Origin of the sequence: Sphingomonas zeicaulis, from assembly GCF_050433225.1 — a bacterium.
Taxonomy (GTDB): domain Bacteria; phylum Pseudomonadota; class Alphaproteobacteria; order Sphingomonadales; family Sphingomonadaceae; genus Sphingomonas_D; species Sphingomonas_D zeicaulis.
In genome coordinates this window covers 713,398-733,272 of the sequence record NZ_JBNPXQ010000002.1, presented here as the reverse complement: position 1 = coordinate 733,272, position 19,875 = coordinate 713,398, and the positions used below count along the sequence as shown (strand labels likewise).

Below are 19,875 nucleotides of genomic sequence, written 5' to 3'. Positions count from 1 at the left end.
GCGAACGGCCGGGGCCCGGTCCGGGGACGTCCGGGCTCCGGCATGTGCAGGCTTTCTTGCCCGACGCCGCGCATCGGGGAAGAAAATGCGTTAGCGCCGGTACTGCCGCGGGCGCTTCGCCTGCGTCGGCCGCGCCTGATGCGGGCGTGACGGTCGCGCGCGCGGAGCCGGCGCGCCATGCGCCATTTCGATGCGGTTGCCGCCATCGCTGTCGGGATCGTCGCTCGCAGTCCGCTTGACCGCATCGGCGAAGCGGTCCGCCACACTCATCGCCACTTCGAACAACGTCTCGCGATCGCCGATGCGGATCGCGCCGATCTGGCCCTTGCTGATGTGGCCACGGCGGCAGATCAGGGGCAGCAGCCAGCGCGGATCAGCGCGGTGCTGGCGGCCGAGATCGAGGCGGAACCACACGCCGCGTTCACCACGATCGCCACGGTCACCATGATCGCCGCGGCCATCCGGCGCATCGTCACGCCCGCGCCGCACCGGGCCGGTATCGACCATCAGTTCCTCTGGTTCGGGCAGTGCCGAGCGATGCGCGCGGACCAGGGCCGCGGCGACATCCTCCGCCGACATCGTCTCCAGCAGCCGAGCGGCGAGGGCGCGATCGGCCTCTTCCACCTCGACCGGCTGGCTCAGTGTCTCGATCAGCCGCTCATCATCCTGCGCGCGGATCATCTCGGGTGTCGGCGCCTCAACCCACTCCGCCGAGATGCGCGCGCCGCGCAGCATCGATTCGACGCGGCGACGCCGCGGATAGGGCACGATCAGCGCAGCGGTGCCCTTCTTGCCGGCGCGGCCGGTGCGGCCCGAGCGGTGCTGCAAGGTCTCGGCGTCGCGCGGCAGTTCCGCGTGGATGACGAGGCGCAGATCGGGCAGATCGATACCGCGCGCGGCGACGTCGGTGGCTACGCAGACGCGGGCTCGGCGATCGCGCAGCGCCTGCAACGCCTGGTTGCGTTCATTCTGGCTGTGCTCGCCCGACAGCGCGACAGCACCGAAGCCGCGCTCGACGAGGCTGGCGTGGAGGTGGCGGACATTCTCGCGAGTCGCGCAGAACACGATCGCGCCCGCGGTCTCATGGAAGCGCAGCAGGTTGACGACGGCATGCTCGATGTCGCCCGGCGCAACCGTCACCGCCTGATAGGCAATGTCGCCGTGGCCGCGCTGCTCGGTCACGGTCGAGATGCGCAGCGCGTCGCGCTGATAGGATTTGGCGAGCTGTGCGATCGGCGCCGGCATCGTCGCCGAGAACAGCAAGGTGCGGCGCTGGGTCGGCGTCGCATCCAGAATCTGCTCCAGATTGTCGCGGAAGCCCATGTCGAGCATCTCGTCCGCCTCGTCGAGCACGACGACGCGAATCGACCCGGTCTGCAGCGCACCGCGCTCCAGATGGTCGCACAGGCGGCCCGGCGTGCCGACGACGATGTGGCAACCCTGCGCCAGCGCGCGCTGCTCGGCGCGGACGTTCATGCCGCCGACGCAGGAAATGACCCGCGCACCCGCCGCCTCATAGAGCCATTGCAGTTCGCGCTGCACCTGCAGCGCCAGTTCGCGCGTCGGCGCGATGACGAGCGCGAGCGGTGCGCCCGGCCGTGCCAGCCGATCGGCATCGCCCAGCAGGTCCGCCGCCATCGCCACGCCGAAGCCCACCGTCTTGCCCGAACCGGTCTGCGCCGAGACGATCAGGTCGCGCCCCGCGGCCTCGGGAGCGAGCACGGCGGACTGGACAGAGGTGAGCGACTCATAGCCGCGCGCGGCGAGAGCTTCGCCGAGCAAGGGCGGCAGATTTTCGAAAGACATTGGCGATCCTGAAGGCTGGGGCGGCAAGCGTGCCAGCACCCTTTAAAAGGGGGCTATAGCACATCTCCGGCCGCTCGGCCACTGGCCCACGCCCATTGGAAATTATAGCCGCCCAGCCAGCCCGTCACATCCACCGCCTCGCCGATCGCGTGGAGCCCTGGAACCACCGTTGCGCCGAGCGTGCGTTGCGACAGGCCGGCGGTGGCGATGCCGCCCAAGGTCACCTCCGCCTTAGCATAGCCTTCGGTGCCGTTGGGCAGGAAGCGCCAGCCACCAAGCTGCTGCCCGGCCGAATCGAGCGCCTTGTCGGTCATCGCACCAAGCTCGCCCGCCAGCCCGAGACGCGCCGCCAGCGCCCCCGCCAGCCGTTGCGGGAGATGTTCGGCCAGCACGGATGCCAGCCCGGCGCGCGGTCTTGCACGCTTGGCGGCACGCAGCAGCGCCGGCGCATCGGCATCGGGCAGGAAGTCGAGCAGGATCGCCTCGCCATGCCGCCAGTAGGAGGAGATCTGGAGGATGGCGGGGCCACTGAGCCCGCGATGGGTAAGCAGCGCAGCCTCGCGAAAGCGCGTCTTGCCGCAGCTTGCCACCACCTCGGTCGCGACGCCCGAAAGTTCGCGGAACAGCAACTCGTCACCACCCAGGGTCAGCGGCACCAGCGCCGGCCGCGGCTCGACCACTTTCAGGCCGAAGCGCCGCGCGACTTCATAGGCGAAGCCGGTGGCGCCCATCTTGGGGATGGAGGGGCCGCCGGTCGCGACCACCAGTGCCGGCGCGGCGAAGCTGCGACCATCGACCGAAACGCGGAACAGTCCGTCGCCATGGTCGATGCCGGTTATCGGCCGCGCCAGCCCGATCTCGACCGCGCCCTTCGCGCATTCGTCGAGCAGCATGTCGACGATCTGCCGCGCCGATCCGTCGCAGAACAATTGGCCGAGCGTCTTCTCATGCCAGGCGATGCCATGGGCTTCGACCAAAGCAAGGAAGTCCGCTGGCGTGTAGCGCCCCAGCGCTGAGCGCGCGAAATGCGGGTTGGCGGAGAGGAAGCGATCGGGCGTAGTGCCGATATTGGTGAAGTTGCACCGCCCGCCGCCCGAAATCAGGATCTTCTTGCCAGCCCGATCGGCATGATCGAGCAGCAATACCCGCCGCCCGCGCTGGCCGGCGGTCGCCGCGCACATCAATCCCGCGGCGCCGGCGCCCAGGATGATCGCATCATGGCTCTGGATGGTCATCGGCGGCTGCTAGGGGCCGCGCCTGGCAAGGGCAAGTCGCATCGCTGCTTGCAGACAGCCGCAAGACCGCGAGAGACGCTTGCATAGCATAGAGCAAGTCATGCACAATCGACATGCGCGACCGCTGCCTAGAATTGCAGAACAACGCAGCGGAATATCACCGTATCGCGCATCTGCACCGTATTTTACAATTGTTAACAATTTAGCTGTTAGGGACACTTCCCCGATCTGCTGGTCATGGCTATCGTCTCAGCCACGTGTATTGCGCAAGGGGAGCCCTCCGCCCACCATGAATGTCGCCATCGTTCAGAACGACAATGATTATCGCAAAACGCTTGAAGATATTCTTAAGGCCGCGGGACATGCGGCGCGTGGTTTCACCGATGCGCAGACGCTGGCGGAGCAGCGCCCCGGCGAGACGTTCGACCTCGTCCTGATCGATTGGGAGCAGTTGGGCGCCGCCGCGTCGTCGCTGCTGGGCTGGCTGCGCAACCGGTTCGGCGCCTCGCTGACGATCATCGCGCTGTCGCCCTGGCCGAAGGACAGCGACATCGTCGACGCGTTGCAGGCCGGCGCCGACGATCATCTCGCCCGGTCGATCGCGCCGGCGGTGCTGCGTGCGCGGATCGACGCCATCGCCAGGCGCGTCCACGCCGCCGACGCCCCGACCGCATCGGAAAAGTTCGGCGAGTTCCTGTTCGACATCGGCAACAGCCAGATCGCCTATCGCGGCGAAGATATTTCCGTCACCGCCAAGGAATTCACGCTGGCGCTGACCTTGTTTCGCAACCTCGCCCGCCCGCTGTCACGCGCGGCGCTGCTGGAATCACTGTGGGGCCGCGATCCGGATCGGCCGACCCGCACGCTTGATTCGCACATGTCGAAACTGCGCGCGAAGCTGGGGCTTAAGCCCGATCGCGGCTTCCGGCTGACGCCGATCTACGGCTTCGGCTATCGCCTCGATCCCGCCGGCGCGCAGAGCACACCCATCGCGGTCGGCAATCTTTCCGAGTTGCGCTGACCAAAAGAGTGGCAGCCAGAGAAGCGCTGGCAGCGAAGGCGCCGGACTGCTAGGGGCGGCGCCCAATATGAGCATCTCAAACCGCCCCGACCGGCGCACCTTCGCGATCATCTCGCACCCCGACGCCGGCAAGACCACCCTCACCGAAAAGCTGCTGATGGCCGGCGGCGCAATCCACCTCGCCGGCGAGGTCAAGGCGCGCGGACAGAACCGCCGCGCCCGATCGGACTGGATGAAGATCGAGCAGCAGCGCGGCATTTCCGTCACCTCGTCGGTCATGACCTTCGAATATGACGGGCTGACCTTCAACCTGCTCGACACGCCGGGCCACGAGGATTTCAGCGAGGACACCTATCGCACGCTGACCGCGGTCGACAGCGCCGTGATGGTGATCGACGCCGCCAAGGGCATCGAGCCGCAGACGCGCAAGCTGTTCGAGGTGTGCCGGCTGCGTTCGGTGCCGATCATCACCTTCGTCAACAAAGTCGACCGCGAGGGCCGCGACCCGTTCGAGCTGCTCGACGAGGTCGCCGACCAGCTCCAGCTCGACGTGTGCCCGATGAGTTGGCCGGTTGGCATGGGCGGCCAGTTCGAGGGCATTTACGACATCGCCAACGATGTGCTGCGCATGCCGGCGGACGACGCCACCGGCGCGTTCGAAGGGCGCCGCGAATCGGTGTCCGGCCTCGATGACGACCGGCTCGACAGCCTGCTTTCGGACGAAGGCGTCCAGCGCCTGCGCGAAGAGGCGGAGCTTGCCGTCGGCGGCTATTCCGGCTTCGACGCGGCGACCTATCGCGGCGGTGACCTGACCCCGGTCTATTTCGGCTCCGCGCTGAAGGATTTCGGCGTCGAGGAACTGATCCGCGCGCTCGCCGCGCACGCACCCTCCCCCCGCGCGCAGCCCGCCGAACCCGCGGCGGTCAGCCCCGACGACGCGAACGTCACCGGCTTCGTGTTCAAGGTGCAGGCCAATATGGACCCGCAGCACCGCGACCGCATCGCCTTCATGCGGCTCTGCTCGGGCAAGTTCCGGCGCGGCATGAAGCTGACACCCACGGGCCACGGCAAGCCGATCGCGGTGCATAGCCCGATCCTCTTCTTCGCGCGCGAACGCGAACTGGCGGACGAGGCGTGGCCGGGCGACATCATCGGCATCCCCAACCATGGCACGTTGCGCGTCGGCGACACGCTGGCCGAGCAGCCTGGGGTGCGCTTCACCGGCCTGCCCAATTTCGCACCCGAAATCCTGCGCCGCGTGGCACTGGCCGATCCGACCAAGACCAAGCAGCTCCGCAAGGCGCTGGACGATCTCTCCGAAGAGGGCGTGATCCAGGTGTTCTACCCGGAGATCGGCTCGCAATGGATCGTCGGCGTGGTCGGGCAGCTCCAGCTCGAAGTGCTGATCTCACGACTCCAGCACGAGTATAAGGTGGACGCGCGGCTGGAGCCCTCGCCGTGGGACGTGGCGCGCTGGATCGCCGCGGACAGCGACGCGGATCTCAAGGCATTCATCGGCCTCCACCGCAGCGCGCTCGCCAATGACCGCGACGGCCAGCCCGTGTTCCTTGCCCGCGACGCGTGGGAGATGAACTATGTGCAGGGCAAGAGCCCGGCGATCCGCTTCTCGGCGACGAAGGAGCGGCACTAGCCACCTCTCACCCTTGACTTCCGCCGCCCCTCCGCCTAGGCGGGCGCCTCGATTTTCCAGACAACTCAGAGATTCAAGAGAAGCGAATCGCCATGAAGATCCGCAACAGCCTGAAGTCGCTCAAGGACCGTCACCGGGATAACCGCGTGATCCGTCGTCGCGGCCGTACCTACGTGATCAACAAGACCAACCGTCGTTTCAAGGCCCGCCAGGGCTGAGTCACGCGCGGTGAGCGTTGCTGCCGTCGTTTTCGATGTCGGCAATGTCTTGTTTCCGTGGAGCCCCCGGCTCCTCTACGAGCGCCTGATCGATGATGATCGGGCGCTCGACGCGTTTCTGCGCGATGTCGTCACCGAAGAGTGGCACTTTCAGCATGACGGTGGCCGGCCCTTCGCCGAGTCCAGCGCGGAGCTGATCGCGCTGCATCCGCAGCATGCCGCGCTGATCACCGCGTGGGGCGAGCGCTTTTCCGACTCGATCGGCCCGGCGCTCCCCGGGATGGCCGAGCTCGTCGCCGATCTCGATGCGGCGGGCGTCCCGCTGTTCGGCATCACCAACTTCTCAGGCGAGTTCTGGGTGCCCTTCCGGGCCCGCGAGCAGGCGATGTTCGATCGCTTCCGCGACATCGTGGTTTCGGGTGACGAAAAACTGGTGAAGCCGGACCCGGCGATCTACGCGCTCGCCATCGGCCGGTTCGGCTTGCCCGCCGAGCAGATGATCTTCATCGACGACCGCCTCGACAATGTCGAAGGCGCGCGCGCCGCGGGCATGCACGCGCACCATTTCGCCGGCGCAGCGCCGCTGCGCGCCGAACTGGTGCGTCACGGGCTGCTTTAGCGTGGCTATTGCCGCGGCGGCGGCCCTTGCGGCGGCACGGCGCCGCCCTGTCCGCCCGGCGGCACGCCAGGGGCACCCGGCTTGCCGAGCATCGACGGATCCACGCGCAGACTGATCAGTTCGCCACGCGTCAGCACCCCATCCTTATCCTTGTCGAGCGCGGCGAAGCGCTGCGCGAAAAAGCGGGTGAATTCCTCGCGGCTGATGCGGTCGTCGCCATCATGGTCAAGGTCAAGCAGGCTCGGTAGCGCACCGGGACTGCCGAGTGTCCGTTCCGCCCAGGCGCCATGTTCGATCGCGCCGAGCGTGCCATCTCCGTCAGTATCGGCGCGCGTCCATTCACGGATGACGCCGGCATCATATTCAGCGCGCGTCACCCGCGTGTCGCCATCGGCGTCGAAGCCGGCAATGGCGAGCGACAACGGCAGCGCGAAGATCGTCGGCGTGGTCGGCCGATAGGGCAAAGGTTCCTTCTTCTTCGCCAGCGCGGGCACGGTGGCGGCAAGGCCGGCGAGCAGGATCAGCAGCGAAGCGCGGCGCATGATAAGGATTCCCCTCAGGGCAGGAGCAGGCTGGCGTCGCCATAGGAATAGAAGCGATAGCCATTGGCGATCGCGTGCGCATAGGCCGCCTGCATCCGATCCCGCCCCATCAGCGCGGAGACCAGCATGAACAAGGTCGAACGTGGCAGGTGGAAATTGGTGACGAGCCCATCGATCGCGCGGAAGCGGTAGCCGGGAGTGATGAAGATCGCAGTGTCGCCCTCGAACGGACGGATCACATCATCCTCGCCCGCCGCACTTTCCAGCAACCGCAGGCTGGTGGTGCCGACGGCGATAAGCCGGTTGCCGCGCGCGCGCACCGCGTTCAGCCGGTCAGCGGTGGCGGCATCGATGCGGCCCCACTCGGCGTGCATCTGGTGGTCGACCGTATCCTCCACCTTCACCGGCTGAAAGGTGCCGGCACCGACATGCAAGGTCAGCGTATCATGCTCCACGCCATGCGCGGCGAAGGCTGCCATCAGGTCGGGGGTGAAGTGCAGCGCCGCGGTCGGCGCCGCGACGGCGCCGGCTTCACGCGCGAACATCGTCTGATAATCGTCGGCATCGGCATCGTCGGGGGTGCGGCGCGCGGCGATATAGGGCGGCAGCGGCATGCGGCCGGCGCGTTCGAGCAGCAGTTCGACCGGCTCGTCGCCCATGAAGGTCAGCGCCATGCTGCCATCCGCCCCCTTCCCGGTTGCGGTGGCGGAAACGCCATGGGCGAAATCGATGAGATCGCCCTCGCGCACGCGGCGGGCGTTGCGCAGGAAAGCACGCCAGCGGCGCGGCCCTTCGCGCTTGTGCAAGGTTGCGCCGACCGACGCCTCGCCGCGATGCCCGTCGAGCTGCGCGGGGATCACCCGCGTGTCGTTGAACACCAGGCAATCGCCGGGCCGAAGCAGCGACGGCAGTTCACGCACGATATGGTCGGCGGTCTCGGTGCCGTTCAGCAGCAGCAGCCGTGCACTGTCCCGCGGGTTCGCCGGGCGCAGCGCGATGCGTTCGGGGGGAAGCTCGAAATCGAACAGATCGACGCGCACGCGCCGGGCCTCAAAGCTGCGGGCTGGCCGCTTCAGGCTCCGCCGCAGCGGCTGCGGCTTCGTCGGCGGCCGGCGGCGCTGCCTCGGTCGCCGCATCCGGCGCGTCGGCAACCGGCTGTCCGGTGGCCGCATCGACCGCTTCACCGGGCGAGGTCGATTCGGCGGGCGCCGGGGCGGGTTCGGCGGCCGGCGGCACCGCCGGCGCGACCGCTTCAGTCGGCGCTGCGGGCTGGCCGGGGGCCGGTACCGGCGGCTGCGCCGAACGGGGGATCGGCGCACGCTCGCCATCGGCCTCGATGAAGGCGCGGATGATGCTGGCGGGCTCCGCCGGCGGCTCGCCGCGCGGAATCGCATCGACATATTGCATGCCGTCGAGCACGCGGCCGAACGCGGTATATTTGCCGTCCAGGCGGATCACCGGCATGAACATGATGAAGAACTGGCTGTTCGCGCTGTTCTCGTTGTCGGCGCGCGCCATCGAAACGACGCCGCGCACGTGCGGCAGGCGGTTGAACTCGGCCTGCACGTCGGGAAGCTCGGATCCGCCGGCACCGGTGCCCTGCGGATCACCCGTCTGCGCCATGAAGCCGTCGATCACGCGGTGGAAGATCACCCCGTCATAGAAGCCGCGGCGCGCCAGCGTCTTGATCCGCTCGACATGGTTGGGCGCCACGTCCGGCCGGAGCTGGATGCGCACGCGCCCGCCGGTCGACAGGTCGAGCACCAGGATGTTGTCGGGCGTCGCGGGCGGCGGCACGATCGAGGGCACCGGGGCCGGCGTCGGCTCATCCTTGGCGGCCTGCGCGGCGTTCATGCCAACGACCAGCCCGAACAGCGCGATCAGACCGATCAGGAAACGCTTGATCACTTGAAACTCCCACTTCGCGCGCGTGCGGCGCGCCCGTTGAGCATCCATCGCATGAGCCGGCGATGAACGCATCAGCTTCCCTTGCGGCCGATCGCAGCGACGCGGGTGACGACGTCCGCCTCCACCGCCGCGGTCACGAACCGATGGATCGGCCCACCGAACAGGGCGATCTCCTTGACCAGCTTCGACGCGATCGGCTGCAGCGACACGTCGGCCATCAGGAAGACCGTCTCGATCCGGTCGTTGATCTGCTGGTTCATCCCCGCCATCTGATACTCATATTCGAAATCGGCGACGGCGCGCAGCCCCCGCACGATCACGCTGGCGCCTTCGCGCTCGGCGAAATCCATCAGCAGCGAATCGAACGAGACGACGTGGATCTCGCCACCGATCGTCTCGACTTCACGCCGCACCATATCCATCCGTTCGTCGACAGTGAACAGCGGCGACTTGGAGGGGTTGGTGGTGACGCCGATGACCAGCCGGTCGACCAGTTTCGCGCCGCGCCGGATGATATCCATATGGCCGAGCGTGACCGGATCGAAGGTGCCGGGATAGACCCCGATGCGCATGGCGTTTCTTCCTACAGAATCAGCGGTCGCGCGCGACGACATAGTGCGCGATGTCACGCAGCAATTGCGCCTCGCTACCGAACGTATGGAGGTGCGCGACCGCCTGGTCGACGAGCATCCGCGCCTGCGCGCGGGCCCGCTCGAGTCCCAGCAGCGACAGGAAGGTCTCCTTGCCGCGCTCCGCATCCTTGCCGACCTTCTTGCCCGCCTGTTCCTCGCTGCCTTCGACGTCGATGATGTCGTCGGCGATCTGAAAGGCGAGGCCGATATCCCGGGCGTAGCCGCGCAGGCCGGTGCGCCCCTCGGGCGGCACGCGCCCCATGATCGCGCCGGCTTCAAGGCAGAAGGCGATCAGCGCGCCCGTCTTCATCTGCTGCAACCGGGTGACGGTCTGCAGGTCGAACGCGGCATCCTCGGCGGCCAGATCCATCATCTGGCCGCCTGCCATGCCCGCAGGTCCGGCGGCACGGGCCAGTTCACGGACCAGTTCGATACGGACGAACGGGTCGGCGTGGGTCGCCTCGTCGGCCAGGATCTCGAACGCCAGCGCGTGCAGGGCATCACCAGCGAGCACCGCGGTGGCCTCGTCGAACGCCTTGTGGACAGTCGGCTTGCCGCGGCGCAGATCGTCATCGTCCATGCACGGCAGATCGTCGTGGATCAGCGAGTAGACGTGGATGGCCTCGATCGCGGTGGCGACGCGCAGCGCCGCCTCGCGGTCGACATGGAACAGATCGCACGCCGCACACACCAGCAGCGGCCGCAGCCGCTTGCCGCCGCCGATCGCGGCGTGGCGCATCGCCTCGAACAAGCGCGCACGGGGATCGTCGGGAACGGTGAGCAGCAGATCGAACTGCCGGTCGACATCCTCGGCGATCCGCTCCATCGCGGTCCTCAGCCCGATCGATGTTGCCCCCACGACCGGGTCAGTCCACATCGAACGGCGTCGTGCCGGCCGGCCGGCCGTCGCCGCCGACGCTGATCTTCTCGATCCGCGCCTGCGCCGCGGCGAGCCGCGCCTCGCACTGCGCGCGCAGCTTGTCGCCCTGCGCGTAAAGACCGATCGCCTCGTCGAGCGCAGCATCGCCCGATTCGAGGCGTCCGACGATCGTTTCGAGACGCCGCAGCGCCTCCTCAAAGCTCAGTTGCGAGAAATCGGCTTCTTCCACCATGTGCGGCTTGTGACGAGGCGCCCTGCGGGGGTCAAGCGCTGACAGCGTTACCAGGGTCGCTCAGCTCCGCTTGGGGCGGCTGAAGCGCGGGACGCGGCGCCGGGCCGCCTCGGTAACGAGGTTCGTCCGGCTTTCGCGCGCTGCGGCGACCAGCCGTTCGAAGCAGGCACGCACCTGTTCCGGATCCTCCGTCCGCTCGATCCGGCGCAGCCCGAAATGAACGTGTGCCATCGCCTGATAATAGCTGGCGAACACCGGATTGACGATCGCACCAGCAGCAGCGCCGAGCAGCGGCGTCGCCTGCGCGAGCGTCTTCTGGCTGACGACGACGCCGAAGCGCGGCAGCGCCGCCTTGAGCATTTCCGCCACCGCCTTGCCGGTCAGCGCGAGCCGCGCCGCAAACAGCCCGGTTTCGAGCGTATCATCCTCGGGCAGCGGCCCGCCGAGCGCGAACACCGCGATCAATTGCGCGCGCGTTTCGGGCAGCGCCGGATCCTCGCCATACCCCGCGGCGACCTGCTGCACGGAGCGCAGGATCAACGTGGTCGTGACGGGCAGATCGACCAGCGTGGTCGCGATCCCGCCGAGACCGCCGAGCGCCCCGGTGATGCCCGTCGCAAAACGATGCCAGGTCTCCCCCTTCGTCCAGCCGAGCGCGCGCTGGCGCAGGCCCTTGTCCTCAGCACCGGGCTGCGTCGCTACCGCGGCGGCATAAGCCTGTTCGAGCGCCGCCACGCCGACCGAGTCGATCCGTTCGCGCCAGTCCGCCGGCAGGCGCGAGACGAGCCCTTCCGCCGCCTGCCCCGCCCAGCCGACGATCTGCATGAACAGACCGTGCGCCTCGACATAGCGATCGGCAGCACCGCGGATCGCTTCGAGCGTCGGGGCGTCGAAGCCGCTGCACGCATTGCCCAAATTCTCCGGATCGCCCGCTTCGCGCGCCATTATCGCCACTCCGCCAATCAGGAAGTCACCACGCCCATGGCGCGCAGCTGGCGCGCGACACGGGCGACGTCGTGGCTGAGCACGGCGATATCGTGGAGCTGCCCCTCACGGTCGCGCACCTGGTTGCGCAGCATCGCCTCTCCCCGGAAGCCGAGACTCTCGAACAGCGCGATCGCCGCGGTCTGGTCCGCGGTCATCTGCGCGGTCAGCTTGGTCAGCCCCATTTCCAGTGCGATGCGGAAGGTTTCCTGCAACAGGATGCGCCCGACGCCCTTGCCGCGATAATCGACCGCGACGAGCAGCCGGATTTCGCCGACATGCGCCGACCAGCCGAGCGGATCGCGAATGATCGCCGAAGTGCCGGCGATACGGCCCTGATCCTCGGCGAGCAGGCTGACGATCTCCCCTTCGGAGATTGCGCGCAGCCAGGCCTCGATCACCTTGGGGTGACGCAGGTCGCGACCAAGGAACAGCAGGTCATGTTCCGGCAGTTCGGCGGCGAAGCGCTGCATCGCCTCCAGGTCGTTGCGGCCCAGTGCGCGCAGTTGATAATCGATGTCGCCCATCTCTACCCCACCTGTTCCGATCGTTCCGCGAGCCAGGCGGCCAGCCCCGGCCACAGCCGGTCGCGCGCCGCACCCATCCACAGGTCGGCGTGGCCGCCCTCCATCACCAGTTCGGTCTTGTCGCGCGATCCGACCGCGGTGAGCAGCGGCTGCGCCGACGCCGCGGGCACGATCCGGTCGCGGGTGGCGAAGACCTGCAGGAAGGCCGCCTCGACGCGGCCCGGATCGATATGGCGCCCGCCGACCTCCAGCGACCCGCGCAGCAGCCGGTTCTCCCACAGCAGCCGTTTGACATATTGGCGGAACAGTTCGCCGGGCTGCGGCAGCATGTCTGCCGTCCAGCGCACGAACATGCCGGTGGCCCGCCGGTGCGGCGCCGCCCAGACGGTGCGCCAGAGCTGGACCTGATCGCCCGGATCCTCATCGCCTTCGAGATCGAACCGCATGTCGAGCGCATCGACCGGCGCGCAGCCGAAGCGTTCGATCAGCTTGTCGACGTCGAAGATGGTGCGATCGGCCCAGGGCCGCAGCAGCGGCAGCCGGCTCCAGTCATAGGGCGTCGCATAGGCCACGAGGTTACGTGGCCCGCGTTCAGGGCTAAGCGCGGTCCAAAGCAGCGACAGCACGCCGCCGACGCGATAGCCGATCACGCTCAGGCTTTCCGCCCCCGCTTCGCGGCGCACGCGCGACGCGGCGCGCGGCAGGAAATCGAGCACGTAATTCTCGAGCTTCAGATAATTCTCGTCGAGCTGTGGCGCATCCCATTCGAGCATGAACAGGTCGAACCCGGCATCGAGCAGATATTCGACCAGCGAATCACCGCGCGCCAGATCCGCGACATAGCCGCGATGGCCGGTGCTCATCACGATCAGCAACGGCGTCTTGTAGCGGGCGGGAACACGCGGTTCGTAGCGATAGAGCTGGAGCGTACCGGCATCGATCAACCGGGTACGCGCGCTCACGCCTTCGGTAGGCGCCGGCGAAGGCAGATAATCGATCCCCTGCACGCGGCGGAGCAGCACGCGCTCGAACTGCGCGCGCTCGACAAGCTGCGCCTCCGTCATCGATCCTTCGGCCATGTCGCGACCATTGGGGGCGCAGCCGCGATCGTCAAGCCGTTGACGGCGTTCGAACAAGCCCATGTTGACAATAGCCGCCGCTATCCTTGCCGGTCGTGCCCCTGGCGTCTATCGGCTGGCATGGTCCAGGCCTTCGCGCATCGTGACGATGGCCGGCCCGGGGAGGGGAACCGCGTCACGACGGGCATCGTTCGTCGCGGCATCCGCTTGCCCGTTCGATCGAAACCATGAATCCTGCAACCCGCCCCCAGCCGCATCCCGGCCTTCATTTCCGCGAGTTCGTCGCGCTGATCGCGGCGCTGATGGCGCTGAACGCGCTCAGCATCGATACCATGCTGCCCGCCCTTCCCGCGATCGGCGAGAGCCTGGGCGTTGCCGGCAATGCGCGGCAGTGGGTGGTGACCAGCTATTTGCTGGGCTTCGGCGTCGGCCAGATCTTCTACGGCACGCTGGCCGATCGCTTCGGCCGGCGGCCGGTGCTGCTTTGGGCGATCGGCGCCTATGTGCTGGTCAGCACGGTCGCCGCCATTTCCTCCAGCTTCGCGCTGCTGCTCGGTGCCCGCGTGCTGATGGGGCTGGCCTCCGCCGCCTCGCGGGTTCTGTCGATCACCATCATCCGCGACTGCTATGTCGGGCGGACGATGGCGCGCGTGATGTCGCTGGCGTTCATCGTCTTCCTCGCGGTGCCGATGATGGCGCCGGCGCTCGGCCAGATCGTGCTGAGCGTCGCCAACTGGCGCTGGATCTTCGGCGCCTTCGCGATCTTCGGCACGACGGTGTTCGTCTGGTCGCTGCTGCGCCTGCCCGAAACCATGCATGTCGAGGATCGCCGGCCGATCACCCTGGCGGACACGGTCGAGGCGTTCCGCCTGGTCGTCACCGATCGATCCTCGGTTGGCTACTCGCTGGCGCAGACCTTCGTGATCGGTGGGCTGTTCGGCTTCATTGGATCGGTGCAGCAGATCTTCACCGACGTGTTCCATGCGCCCTTGCTGTTCCCCTGGGCCTTCGCCTCGATCGCGGGCACGATGGCGCTGTCCTCCTTCGCCAATTCGCGCATCGTCGAGCGGTTCGGCACCCGCCGCGTGTCCCACACTGCGATGTTTGGCTTCATCTTCTTCGCGGCGATGCACCTCGCCATCGCGGTGTCCGGGCTTGAAACGATCTGGACCTTCGCGATCGTGCAGGCGCTGATGATGGGCTGCTTCGGCCTGATGACCGGCAATTTCGGCGCGATGGCAATGGAGAAGCTGGGTCATGTCGCGGGCACCGCATCCTCGGTGCAGGGCAGCCTTTCCACCGTCGCCGCAGCGCTCATCGGCATGACGGTGAGCCAGAGCTTCAACGGCAGCACCGTGCCGCTGTCGCTGGGCTTCACCGTCACCGGCCTGCTCGCCATGCTGGCGGTGCTGGTGACCGAGCAGGGCAAGCTGTTCCGCCCGCACGCGCCTGACGGCGGCCAGGAGCCCGTCGCCGCGCACTGAGCGCCGCGCGAGCCGTCGGTCCCTATTTCTTCGCAAGAATCTCCAGCGCGCCCGCGGTCATCGCCTCGGTCGCGGTGGAGATGACGGCGTCCGCCTCGGGCGCCCAGAACGGGCTGTGCAGCGAGGGCAGCTGGTTGGTATCGCCGCTCACCTTGTCCCACGCCGCCTTCGGCACGCCGCCCACCCAGAAGATCATGCTCTGCACGTTCTTGTCGGCCAGATAGAAGCGGCTGAAATCCTCGCCACCCATCGAAGCGGTCGCATCGGTGACGCGGTCGGCTCCGAAGCGCGTCCGCCACACCGCCTTCAGCCGGCCGGCAAGCGGTTCGGTATTGTAGGTGGCGGGGGTGAACTCATCCTTCACCTTCACCACCGGCATCTTGTCTTCCGGCAGGCCCGCCGCGATCGCCTCGCCGCGCGCGATGCGGGCGATGCCGTCGAGCAGCAGCTTTCGGGTGGCATCCGAATAGCTGCGCACCGTCAGCAGCAGTCGCGCCTCGGCGGGGATGATGTTGTGCTTGGCGCCCGCCTGGAAGCTGCCGACCGTCACCACCGCGGCATCCTGCGGATCGACCTCGCGCGAGACCAATGTTTGCAGTGCGGTGACGATGCGCGAGGCGAGCACGATCGGGTCGCGGGTCGTCTGCGGATAGGCGCCATGGCCTCCCACCGCCTTCACCAGAATGTCGACCGAATCGACATTGGCCAGCGCATAGCCCGAGGTGACGCCGACAATGCCCGCGGGGAGGCTGGCGGAATCGTGGAAGCCCAGCACGAATTGCGGCTTGGGAAAGCGGGTGTAGAGCCCGTCGTCGAGCATCGCCTTGGAACCGAGGCCGATCTCCTCGGCAGGCTGCCCGATCATCACCAGAGTGCCCCGCCACGCCGCCTTCATCGCCGTCAGCCGACGTGCGGTACCGATCAATGTTGTCATGTGCGTATCATGGCCGCAGGCGTGCATGATCGGCGTCGACAGCCCCTCGCGCGAAGTCCCGGTGGCCTTGCTGGCGAAAGGCAGGCCGGTCTGTTCGGGCACCGGCAACCCATCCATGTCCGCGCGGATCATCAGCACCGGGCCATCGCCATTCTTCAGCACGCCGACGACGCCGGTCTTGCCGACCCCCGTCGTCACGGTGAAGCCCAGCCGGCGCAATTCGGCGGCGATCTTCGCGGCCGATTTCACCTCCTCGAAGCTCAGTTCGGGATTGGCGTGGAAATCGCGATAGAGCGCCATCAGCGAGGGCATGTCCGCGGTCACCGCGTCCCGCACCGGCTCCGCCGCCGCGGGTGCCGCCCAAAGCAGCGGCAGCGCGAGGAGCAGCGGCGCGAAGCGGCGAAGCGATGGCGGACGATGCATATATTGGCCTCCCAGTGTGATCGCCCGATCCTAGCCACGACGCATCCGCTGGGCCAAGCCGTGCCGTAGCTGGAAATGCTGTGCGTGGCGGTTTCGATTGGGTAAACCGGCGATCGGTCGCGTCCGCGCAGGCGCAGCACACTGCCTTGCCCGTTACAGACGACGAAGAAGAGGAGGATAAGCCATGAACAAGCTCAGCATCGCCGGCACCATCGCATCGGCCGCCACAATGATCGCCCTGTCCTCGGCCGCGGTCGCCGCCGATGCACCCAAGAACAGCAAGGGCAAGGCGATCGCCGCGGGCGACACAGTGCACTGCTATGCGATCAACGACTGCAAGGGCAAATCGGATTGCGGCACCACCGCCAATGCCTGCAAGGGCCAAAACGCCTGTAAGGCGGAAGGCTTCGTCGCGATGAAGGCGTCCGAATGTTTCGAGGCCGGCGGCACCATCGGCGACCTTGGCTGATCGAGGCGGCGGGGCGCCGGCCGCCCCGCCGGTCCACCCGCAAATGCTCGCGCCCGTACTTCGCGCCCCCTCCCCCGGCTTCGGCCTCGGCCTGCGCCCCGATCATTATCGCGACGTGCTCGCCGCGCCGCAGCCGGTCGACTGGTTCGAGGTGATCAGCGAGAATTTCATGGTGCCCGGCGGCCGGCCGCTCGCGGTGCTGGACCAGGTGCGGGCCGACTATCCGATGGCGCTGCACGGCGTGTCGCTGTCGATCGGATCGGCGGACGGGCTCGACCCTGCCTATCTCGACGCGCTCGCCGCCCTCGTCTCGCGGGTGGAACCGCTCTGGGTTTCCGACCATCTCTGCTGGACGGGGATCGGCGGCATCAACAGCCATGATCTGCTGCCCCTGCCCTATACCGAAGAGACGCTCGACCTCGTCGTCGCGCATATCGGCCGCGTGCAGGATCGGTTGAAGCGCCGCATCCTGATCGAGAACCCGTCCAGCTATGCCAGCTTCGCCGATTCCGATCTCAGCGAATGCGGCTTCCTTGCCGAAATGGCGACGCGGGCCGATTGCCTGCTGCTCGCAGACATCAACAACATCCATGTCTCGGCGCACAATCACGGGTTCGACGCGCGCGCCTATATGGCAACGCTGCCCGCCGACAGGATCCAGCAGATCCACCTTGCCGGCCACAGCGATGCCGGCGACCTGCTGATCGACACGCATGACGCCCCCGTGGCCGATCCGGTGTGGGCGCTCTATGCCGAGAGCCGGCGACTGTGGGGCGATGTCGCGACGATGATCGAGCGCGACGATGCCATCCCGCCGCTGCCCGAACTGCTCACCGAACTCGATCGGGTCCGCGCGGTCGCGGCGGCAGCGCCCGATGGCTGACCTCGCCCGCATTCAGCACGCCTTCCTCGCGCAGATTACAGGCTGCGAAGGCGCGGCCCCAGACGTCGTGGACGGCCCCCATGCCGATGCCGAACGTCGTATCGCCATCTATCGCAACGCCTATCGGCTGACGTTACGCGGCGCGATCCGCCACAATCATCGCCGCTGCGCCGCATGGCTGGGCGACGATCGCTTCGACGCCGCGGCAGACGCCTACGCCGCCGCCACCCCCTCCCCCTTTCGCAACCTGCGCGATTATGGCGCCGGCTTCGCCGCGTTCCTGGCGACGCGCTTTCCCGACCATCCCGAGATCGCCGAGTTGGCGGCGCTCGACTGGGCGATCGACGCGGCGTTCGATGGTCCCGACGGGCCGCCGATCGACGTCGCCGCCATCACTGTACTCGGCACCGACGAGTGGATCGAGCGTCCGCTCTTGCTTCATCCCGCCGCGTCTCTGGTCGAGGCGACGCAAAATCTGGCGCCGGTCTGGCGGGCACTGGAAGCGGGCGAGACGCCACCTGCCCTGCTGCCGCTCGGTCGCCGGGCCCTGCTGCTGGTGTGGCGGATGGATGACCAGCCGCATTTCCGCACACTCGACGCGGCCGAGGATGAGGCTCTGCGGCACATCGCCGCGGGCGCCAGCTTCGCGACGATCTGCGCGATGCTGGAAAAGCGGCTCGGCGCGGAGAAGGCGACGACCGCCGCCGGAACGATGCTGGGTGGCTGGCTGCGCGACGCCGTCCTCGTGTGGGGTGGCTGAACACCGCATCCGCGCCACCGGAACCCCGTTCTGCCTCCGATCGTTGGCCGCTCGATCATTCAATGGGAGGCCACCATGCTCGACGCGGGCAAGCTGGAGACGATGGCGCGCGTGGGCTTCGCCGCCCGCGGGCTGCTCTACGGCACGATCGGGGCGCTGACCCTGATGCTTGGACGCACTGAGGACAATCAGGGCGCGCTCGATTTCCTCAGCGGAACCGGCGGTCGCATCCTGCTTGCGCTGATGGCGATCGGCTTTCTTGGCTATGGCATCTGGCGCCTGTCGGAAGCACTGGTCGACGGCGACAATGCCGGCACCGATGCCGGCGGCATCGCCAAGCGGGTTGGCGGCGCGGTCTCGGGCGGCATCCATTTCTTCCTCTGCCTGGCGGCGGTGCGGCTGGCACTCGGCGAGCATGGATCTAGCGGCGACGCCGCGCAGCAGGGCGCGTCGACCGCTCTGTCGCTGCCGGGCGGCAGCATCATGCTAGGCCTCGTCGCGATCATCTTGATCGGCGTCGGCGCCTATCAGGTGGTGAAGGCGATCAAGCTCGGCTTCCTGCGCCATCTCGATCCGCAGGTCGCCAATCGCGCCTGGATCGCGTGGGTCGGGCGCGCCGGCTATCTGGCGCGCGGCACGGTGTTCGCGATCTCAGGCCTGTTCCTCGGCAGCGCCGCGCTGGATGGCAGCGCAAGCCGCGCCGGCGGCATGGAACAGGCGCTCGATGCGCTGCCCGGCGTACTGCAACTGATCGTAGCCGCGGGCTTCGTGATGTTCGGCGTCTTCAGCCTGATTGAGGCGCGCTATCGCCGGATCAGCGATCCGCGCGTCGTCGATCGCCTCCGCGCCGCCGCCGCTCAGGTGCGCTGAGGCCGGCCCGTTCGCCTCAGTTTGCCGGCGCGGGAACCAGTTCGACGACGTCCAGCACCGATTCGAAGCGCGGATAGGGCACCACCAGCCGCCAGCGTCCCGGCCCGATCCGCTCGACCGCGGCGGCGACATCGCGATCGGGATGGTAGCCATAATCCATCGCCATCGTCTCGTCGCCGAGCGCCATCGAGCCGAGGAAGACCATCCGCCGCGGCCCGTCGGGATAGGCATAGCCCGCCGGCCGTTGCGACCCGCTGAGCTTTTCCATCCTGAACCCGCCGGGCGTCGCGGCGGCGCGGCAGCCGAAGGTCGGATAGGCGACATAGCTCAGCCGCCCCTTGACCTGGGTGCCGAGCTTGATGACGCGACAGCGATAATTGCCGGCCGGCAGATCGACCTGATCCAGCGCGGCATCGGGCATGAGCAGCGCGCCCTCACGGTCGATCTCGGCGCCATGCCCGTCCGCCCGCGCCGCCGCCAGCGCATCGATAAACGCCGTCCGCCACTCGCCGAGCCGGCGCCGGTCCGCCGGGGTGGCGAGCCGGCGCCAGTCGGTGACGACCGGCGCGCGCGCCGCAGCCTCGGGCGCCGCGGCGCCGCCGCCACAACCGGAAAGCACTCCCAATCCGGCGATGAATAAAGGCAGGCTGGCAGTGCGCATGACAAATCTCCCCACGGTCAACGCGACGCCCGCCAGCTTCGATCCCCCTGATGGCAG

Annotated in this window: 22 protein-coding genes; 9 read left to right on the top strand and 13 right to left on the bottom strand. The window is 67.9% G+C overall.

What is annotated here, in order from left to right; translation table 11 throughout:
* Positions 1-90: 90 nt before the first annotated feature.
* Entirely contained in the window at positions 91-1,806 is a 1,716-nt protein-coding gene (locus FHS96_RS12460; RefSeq protein ID WP_429591543.1) for a DEAD/DEAH box helicase, read from the bottom strand.
* A gap of 53 nt (positions 1,807-1,859) precedes the next feature.
* Positions 1,860-3,041, bottom strand: a complete 1,182-nt coding sequence (locus FHS96_RS12455) for a BaiN/RdsA family NAD(P)/FAD-dependent oxidoreductase (protein WP_429591540.1) — start codon at positions 3,039-3,041, stop codon at positions 1,860-1,862.
* A gap of 289 nt (positions 3,042-3,330) precedes the next feature.
* On the opposite strand from FHS96_RS12455, the gene FHS96_RS12450 reads away from it, so the two are divergent.
* The 4 genes from FHS96_RS12450 (at position 3,331) to FHS96_RS12435 (ending at position 6,550) form a co-directional block, all read left to right on the top strand.
* Positions 3,331-4,062 carry a response regulator transcription factor gene (locus FHS96_RS12450; RefSeq protein WP_429591537.1) on the top strand — a complete coding sequence of 244 codons (732 nt, stop codon included), beginning with the start codon at positions 3,331-3,333 and terminating at the stop codon, positions 4,060-4,062.
* Positions 4,063-4,129: 67 nt separating this feature from the next.
* Entirely contained in the window at positions 4,130-5,713 is a 1,584-nt protein-coding gene (locus tag FHS96_RS12445; RefSeq protein WP_429591534.1) for a peptide chain release factor 3, read from the top strand.
* A gap of 92 nt (positions 5,714-5,805) precedes the next feature.
* Entirely contained in the window at positions 5,806-5,931 is a 126-nt protein-coding gene (gene ykgO, locus FHS96_RS12440) for a type B 50S ribosomal protein L36 (RefSeq protein ID WP_003046794.1), read from the top strand.
* 10 nt (positions 5,932-5,941) lie between these two features.
* Positions 5,942-6,550 (top strand): HAD family hydrolase, encoded by a 609-nt coding sequence (locus tag FHS96_RS12435; RefSeq protein WP_429591530.1) that lies wholly within the window; start codon positions 5,942-5,944, stop codon positions 6,548-6,550.
* 5 nt (positions 6,551-6,555) lie between these two features.
* On the opposite strand, the gene FHS96_RS12430 is transcribed toward FHS96_RS12435, so the two are convergent.
* The 9 genes from FHS96_RS12430 to FHS96_RS12390 form a co-directional block, all read right to left on the bottom strand.
* Positions 6,556-7,092, bottom strand: coding sequence for an EF-hand domain-containing protein (locus FHS96_RS12430; RefSeq protein WP_429591527.1), 537 nt, complete (start codon positions 7,090-7,092; stop codon positions 6,556-6,558).
* Positions 7,093-7,106: 14 nt separating this feature from the next.
* The gene (gene queA, locus FHS96_RS12425) at positions 7,107-8,132 is read right to left on the bottom strand and encodes a tRNA preQ1(34) S-adenosylmethionine ribosyltransferase-isomerase QueA (RefSeq protein ID WP_429591524.1); all 1,026 of its coding nucleotides are present in this window, start codon (positions 8,130-8,132) and stop codon (positions 7,107-7,109) included.
* A gap of 10 nt (positions 8,133-8,142) precedes the next feature.
* Positions 8,143-8,946, bottom strand: coding sequence for a peptidylprolyl isomerase (locus FHS96_RS12420; RefSeq protein WP_429591796.1), 804 nt, complete (start codon positions 8,944-8,946; stop codon positions 8,143-8,145).
* Between the two features lie 125 nt (positions 8,947-9,071).
* Positions 9,072-9,572 (bottom strand): pantetheine-phosphate adenylyltransferase, encoded by a 501-nt coding sequence (gene coaD / locus FHS96_RS12415; protein ID WP_429591522.1) that lies wholly within the window; start codon positions 9,570-9,572, stop codon positions 9,072-9,074.
* Between the two features lie 19 nt (positions 9,573-9,591).
* Entirely contained in the window at positions 9,592-10,509 is a 918-nt protein-coding gene (locus FHS96_RS12410; protein ID WP_429591520.1) for a polyprenyl synthetase family protein, read from the bottom strand.
* Positions 10,499-10,744 carry an exodeoxyribonuclease VII small subunit gene (locus tag FHS96_RS12405; RefSeq protein WP_429591517.1) on the bottom strand — a complete coding sequence of 82 codons (246 nt, stop codon included), beginning with the start codon at positions 10,742-10,744 and terminating at the stop codon, positions 10,499-10,501. The genes FHS96_RS12410 and FHS96_RS12405 overlap by 11 nt, the downstream gene beginning before the upstream one ends.
* Before the next feature lie 60 nt (positions 10,745-10,804).
* The gene (locus FHS96_RS12400) at positions 10,805-11,689 is read right to left on the bottom strand and encodes an EcsC family protein (protein WP_429591516.1); all 885 of its coding nucleotides are present in this window, start codon (positions 11,687-11,689) and stop codon (positions 10,805-10,807) included.
* Between the two features lie 17 nt (positions 11,690-11,706).
* Positions 11,707-12,255, bottom strand: coding sequence for a GNAT family N-acetyltransferase (locus FHS96_RS12395; protein ID WP_047099837.1), 549 nt, complete (start codon positions 12,253-12,255; stop codon positions 11,707-11,709).
* 2 nt (positions 12,256-12,257) lie between these two features.
* Positions 12,258-13,334 carry a hypothetical protein gene (locus FHS96_RS12390; protein WP_429591512.1) on the bottom strand — a complete coding sequence of 359 codons (1,077 nt, stop codon included), beginning with the start codon at positions 13,332-13,334 and terminating at the stop codon, positions 12,258-12,260.
* Between the two features lie 227 nt (positions 13,335-13,561).
* On the opposite strand from FHS96_RS12390, the gene FHS96_RS12385 reads away from it, so the two are divergent.
* Positions 13,562-14,818 carry a multidrug effflux MFS transporter gene (locus tag FHS96_RS12385; RefSeq protein WP_429591509.1) on the top strand — a complete coding sequence of 419 codons (1,257 nt, stop codon included), beginning with the start codon at positions 13,562-13,564 and terminating at the stop codon, positions 14,816-14,818.
* Between the two features lie 22 nt (positions 14,819-14,840).
* Here FHS96_RS12385 and FHS96_RS12380 read toward each other — a convergent pair whose 3' ends face one another.
* The gene (locus tag FHS96_RS12380) at positions 14,841-16,175 is read right to left on the bottom strand and encodes an amidohydrolase (RefSeq protein ID WP_429591506.1); all 1,335 of its coding nucleotides are present in this window, start codon (positions 16,173-16,175) and stop codon (positions 14,841-14,843) included.
* A gap of 184 nt (positions 16,176-16,359) precedes the next feature.
* Here FHS96_RS12380 and bufA2 point away from each other — a divergent pair, with 184 nt between their 5' ends.
* From bufA2 to FHS96_RS12360, 4 genes are all read left to right on the top strand, one after another.
* Positions 16,360-16,644: a BufA2 family periplasmic bufferin-type metallophore gene (gene bufA2 / locus FHS96_RS12375; RefSeq protein ID WP_429591503.1), complete on the top strand. Its 285-nt coding sequence runs from the start codon at positions 16,360-16,362 to the stop codon at positions 16,642-16,644.
* 43 nt (positions 16,645-16,687) lie between these two features.
* Positions 16,688-17,527, top strand: coding sequence for an MNIO family bufferin maturase (bufB, locus tag FHS96_RS12370; RefSeq protein WP_429591500.1), 840 nt, complete (start codon positions 16,688-16,690; stop codon positions 17,525-17,527).
* Positions 17,520-18,287, top strand: coding sequence for an HvfC/BufC family peptide modification chaperone (locus FHS96_RS12365; RefSeq protein ID WP_429591497.1), 768 nt, complete (start codon positions 17,520-17,522; stop codon positions 18,285-18,287). Before bufB ends, FHS96_RS12365 begins: the two co-directional genes overlap by 8 nt.
* 75 nt (positions 18,288-18,362) lie before the next feature.
* Positions 18,363-19,157, top strand: coding sequence for a DUF1206 domain-containing protein (locus tag FHS96_RS12360; protein WP_429591494.1), 795 nt, complete (start codon positions 18,363-18,365; stop codon positions 19,155-19,157).
* 16 nt (positions 19,158-19,173) lie between these two features.
* On the opposite strand, the gene FHS96_RS12355 is transcribed toward FHS96_RS12360, so the two are convergent.
* Positions 19,174-19,818 carry a DUF4893 domain-containing protein gene (locus tag FHS96_RS12355; protein ID WP_429591491.1) on the bottom strand — a complete coding sequence of 215 codons (645 nt, stop codon included), beginning with the start codon at positions 19,816-19,818 and terminating at the stop codon, positions 19,174-19,176.
* Between the last annotated feature and the right edge of the window lie 57 nt (positions 19,819-19,875).

Bases quoted from the DNA above. Each gene is read 5' to 3' on its own strand.
- FHS96_RS12460 (WP_429591543.1), bottom strand. From the start codon at position 1,806: ATGTCTTTCGAAAATCTGCCGCCCTTGCTCGGCGAAGCTCTCGCCGCG.
- FHS96_RS12455 (WP_429591540.1), bottom strand. From the start codon at position 3,041: ATGACCATCCAGAGCCATGATGCGATCATCCTGGGCGCCGGCGCCGCG.
- FHS96_RS12450 (WP_429591537.1), top strand. From the start codon at position 3,331: ATGAATGTCGCCATCGTTCAGAACGACAATGATTATCGCAAAACGCTT.
- FHS96_RS12445 (WP_429591534.1), top strand. From the start codon at position 4,130: ATGAGCATCTCAAACCGCCCCGACCGGCGCACCTTCGCGATCATCTCG.
- ykgO (WP_003046794.1), top strand. From the start codon at position 5,806: ATGAAGATCCGCAACAGCCTGAAGTCGCTCAAGGACCGTCACCGGGAT.
- FHS96_RS12430 (WP_429591527.1), bottom strand. From the start codon at position 7,092: ATGCGCCGCGCTTCGCTGCTGATCCTGCTCGCCGGCCTTGCCGCCACC.
- FHS96_RS12420 (WP_429591796.1), bottom strand. From the start codon at position 8,946: ATGAACGCCGCGCAGGCCGCCAAGGATGAGCCGACGCCGGCCCCGGTG.
- coaD (WP_429591522.1), bottom strand. From the start codon at position 9,572: ATGCGCATCGGGGTCTATCCCGGCACCTTCGATCCGGTCACGCTCGGC.
- FHS96_RS12410 (WP_429591520.1), bottom strand. From the start codon at position 10,509: ATGTGGACTGACCCGGTCGTGGGGGCAACATCGATCGGGCTGAGGACC.
- FHS96_RS12405 (WP_429591517.1), bottom strand. From the start codon at position 10,744: ATGGTGGAAGAAGCCGATTTCTCGCAACTGAGCTTTGAGGAGGCGCTG.
- FHS96_RS12400 (WP_429591516.1), bottom strand. From the start codon at position 11,689: ATGGCGCGCGAAGCGGGCGATCCGGAGAATTTGGGCAATGCGTGCAGC.
- FHS96_RS12395 (WP_047099837.1), bottom strand. From the start codon at position 12,255: ATGGGCGACATCGATTATCAACTGCGCGCACTGGGCCGCAACGACCTG.
- FHS96_RS12390 (WP_429591512.1), bottom strand. From the start codon at position 13,334: ATGGCCGAAGGATCGATGACGGAGGCGCAGCTTGTCGAGCGCGCGCAG.
- FHS96_RS12385 (WP_429591509.1), top strand. From the start codon at position 13,562: ATGAATCCTGCAACCCGCCCCCAGCCGCATCCCGGCCTTCATTTCCGC.
- FHS96_RS12380 (WP_429591506.1), bottom strand. From the start codon at position 16,175: ATGCATCGTCCGCCATCGCTTCGCCGCTTCGCGCCGCTGCTCCTCGCG.
- bufA2 (WP_429591503.1), top strand. From the start codon at position 16,360: ATGAACAAGCTCAGCATCGCCGGCACCATCGCATCGGCCGCCACAATG.
- bufB (WP_429591500.1), top strand. From the start codon at position 16,688: ATGCTCGCGCCCGTACTTCGCGCCCCCTCCCCCGGCTTCGGCCTCGGC.
- FHS96_RS12365 (WP_429591497.1), top strand. From the start codon at position 17,520: ATGGCTGACCTCGCCCGCATTCAGCACGCCTTCCTCGCGCAGATTACA.
- FHS96_RS12360 (WP_429591494.1), top strand. From the start codon at position 18,363: ATGCTCGACGCGGGCAAGCTGGAGACGATGGCGCGCGTGGGCTTCGCC.
- FHS96_RS12355 (WP_429591491.1), bottom strand. From the start codon at position 19,818: ATGCGCACTGCCAGCCTGCCTTTATTCATCGCCGGATTGGGAGTGCTT.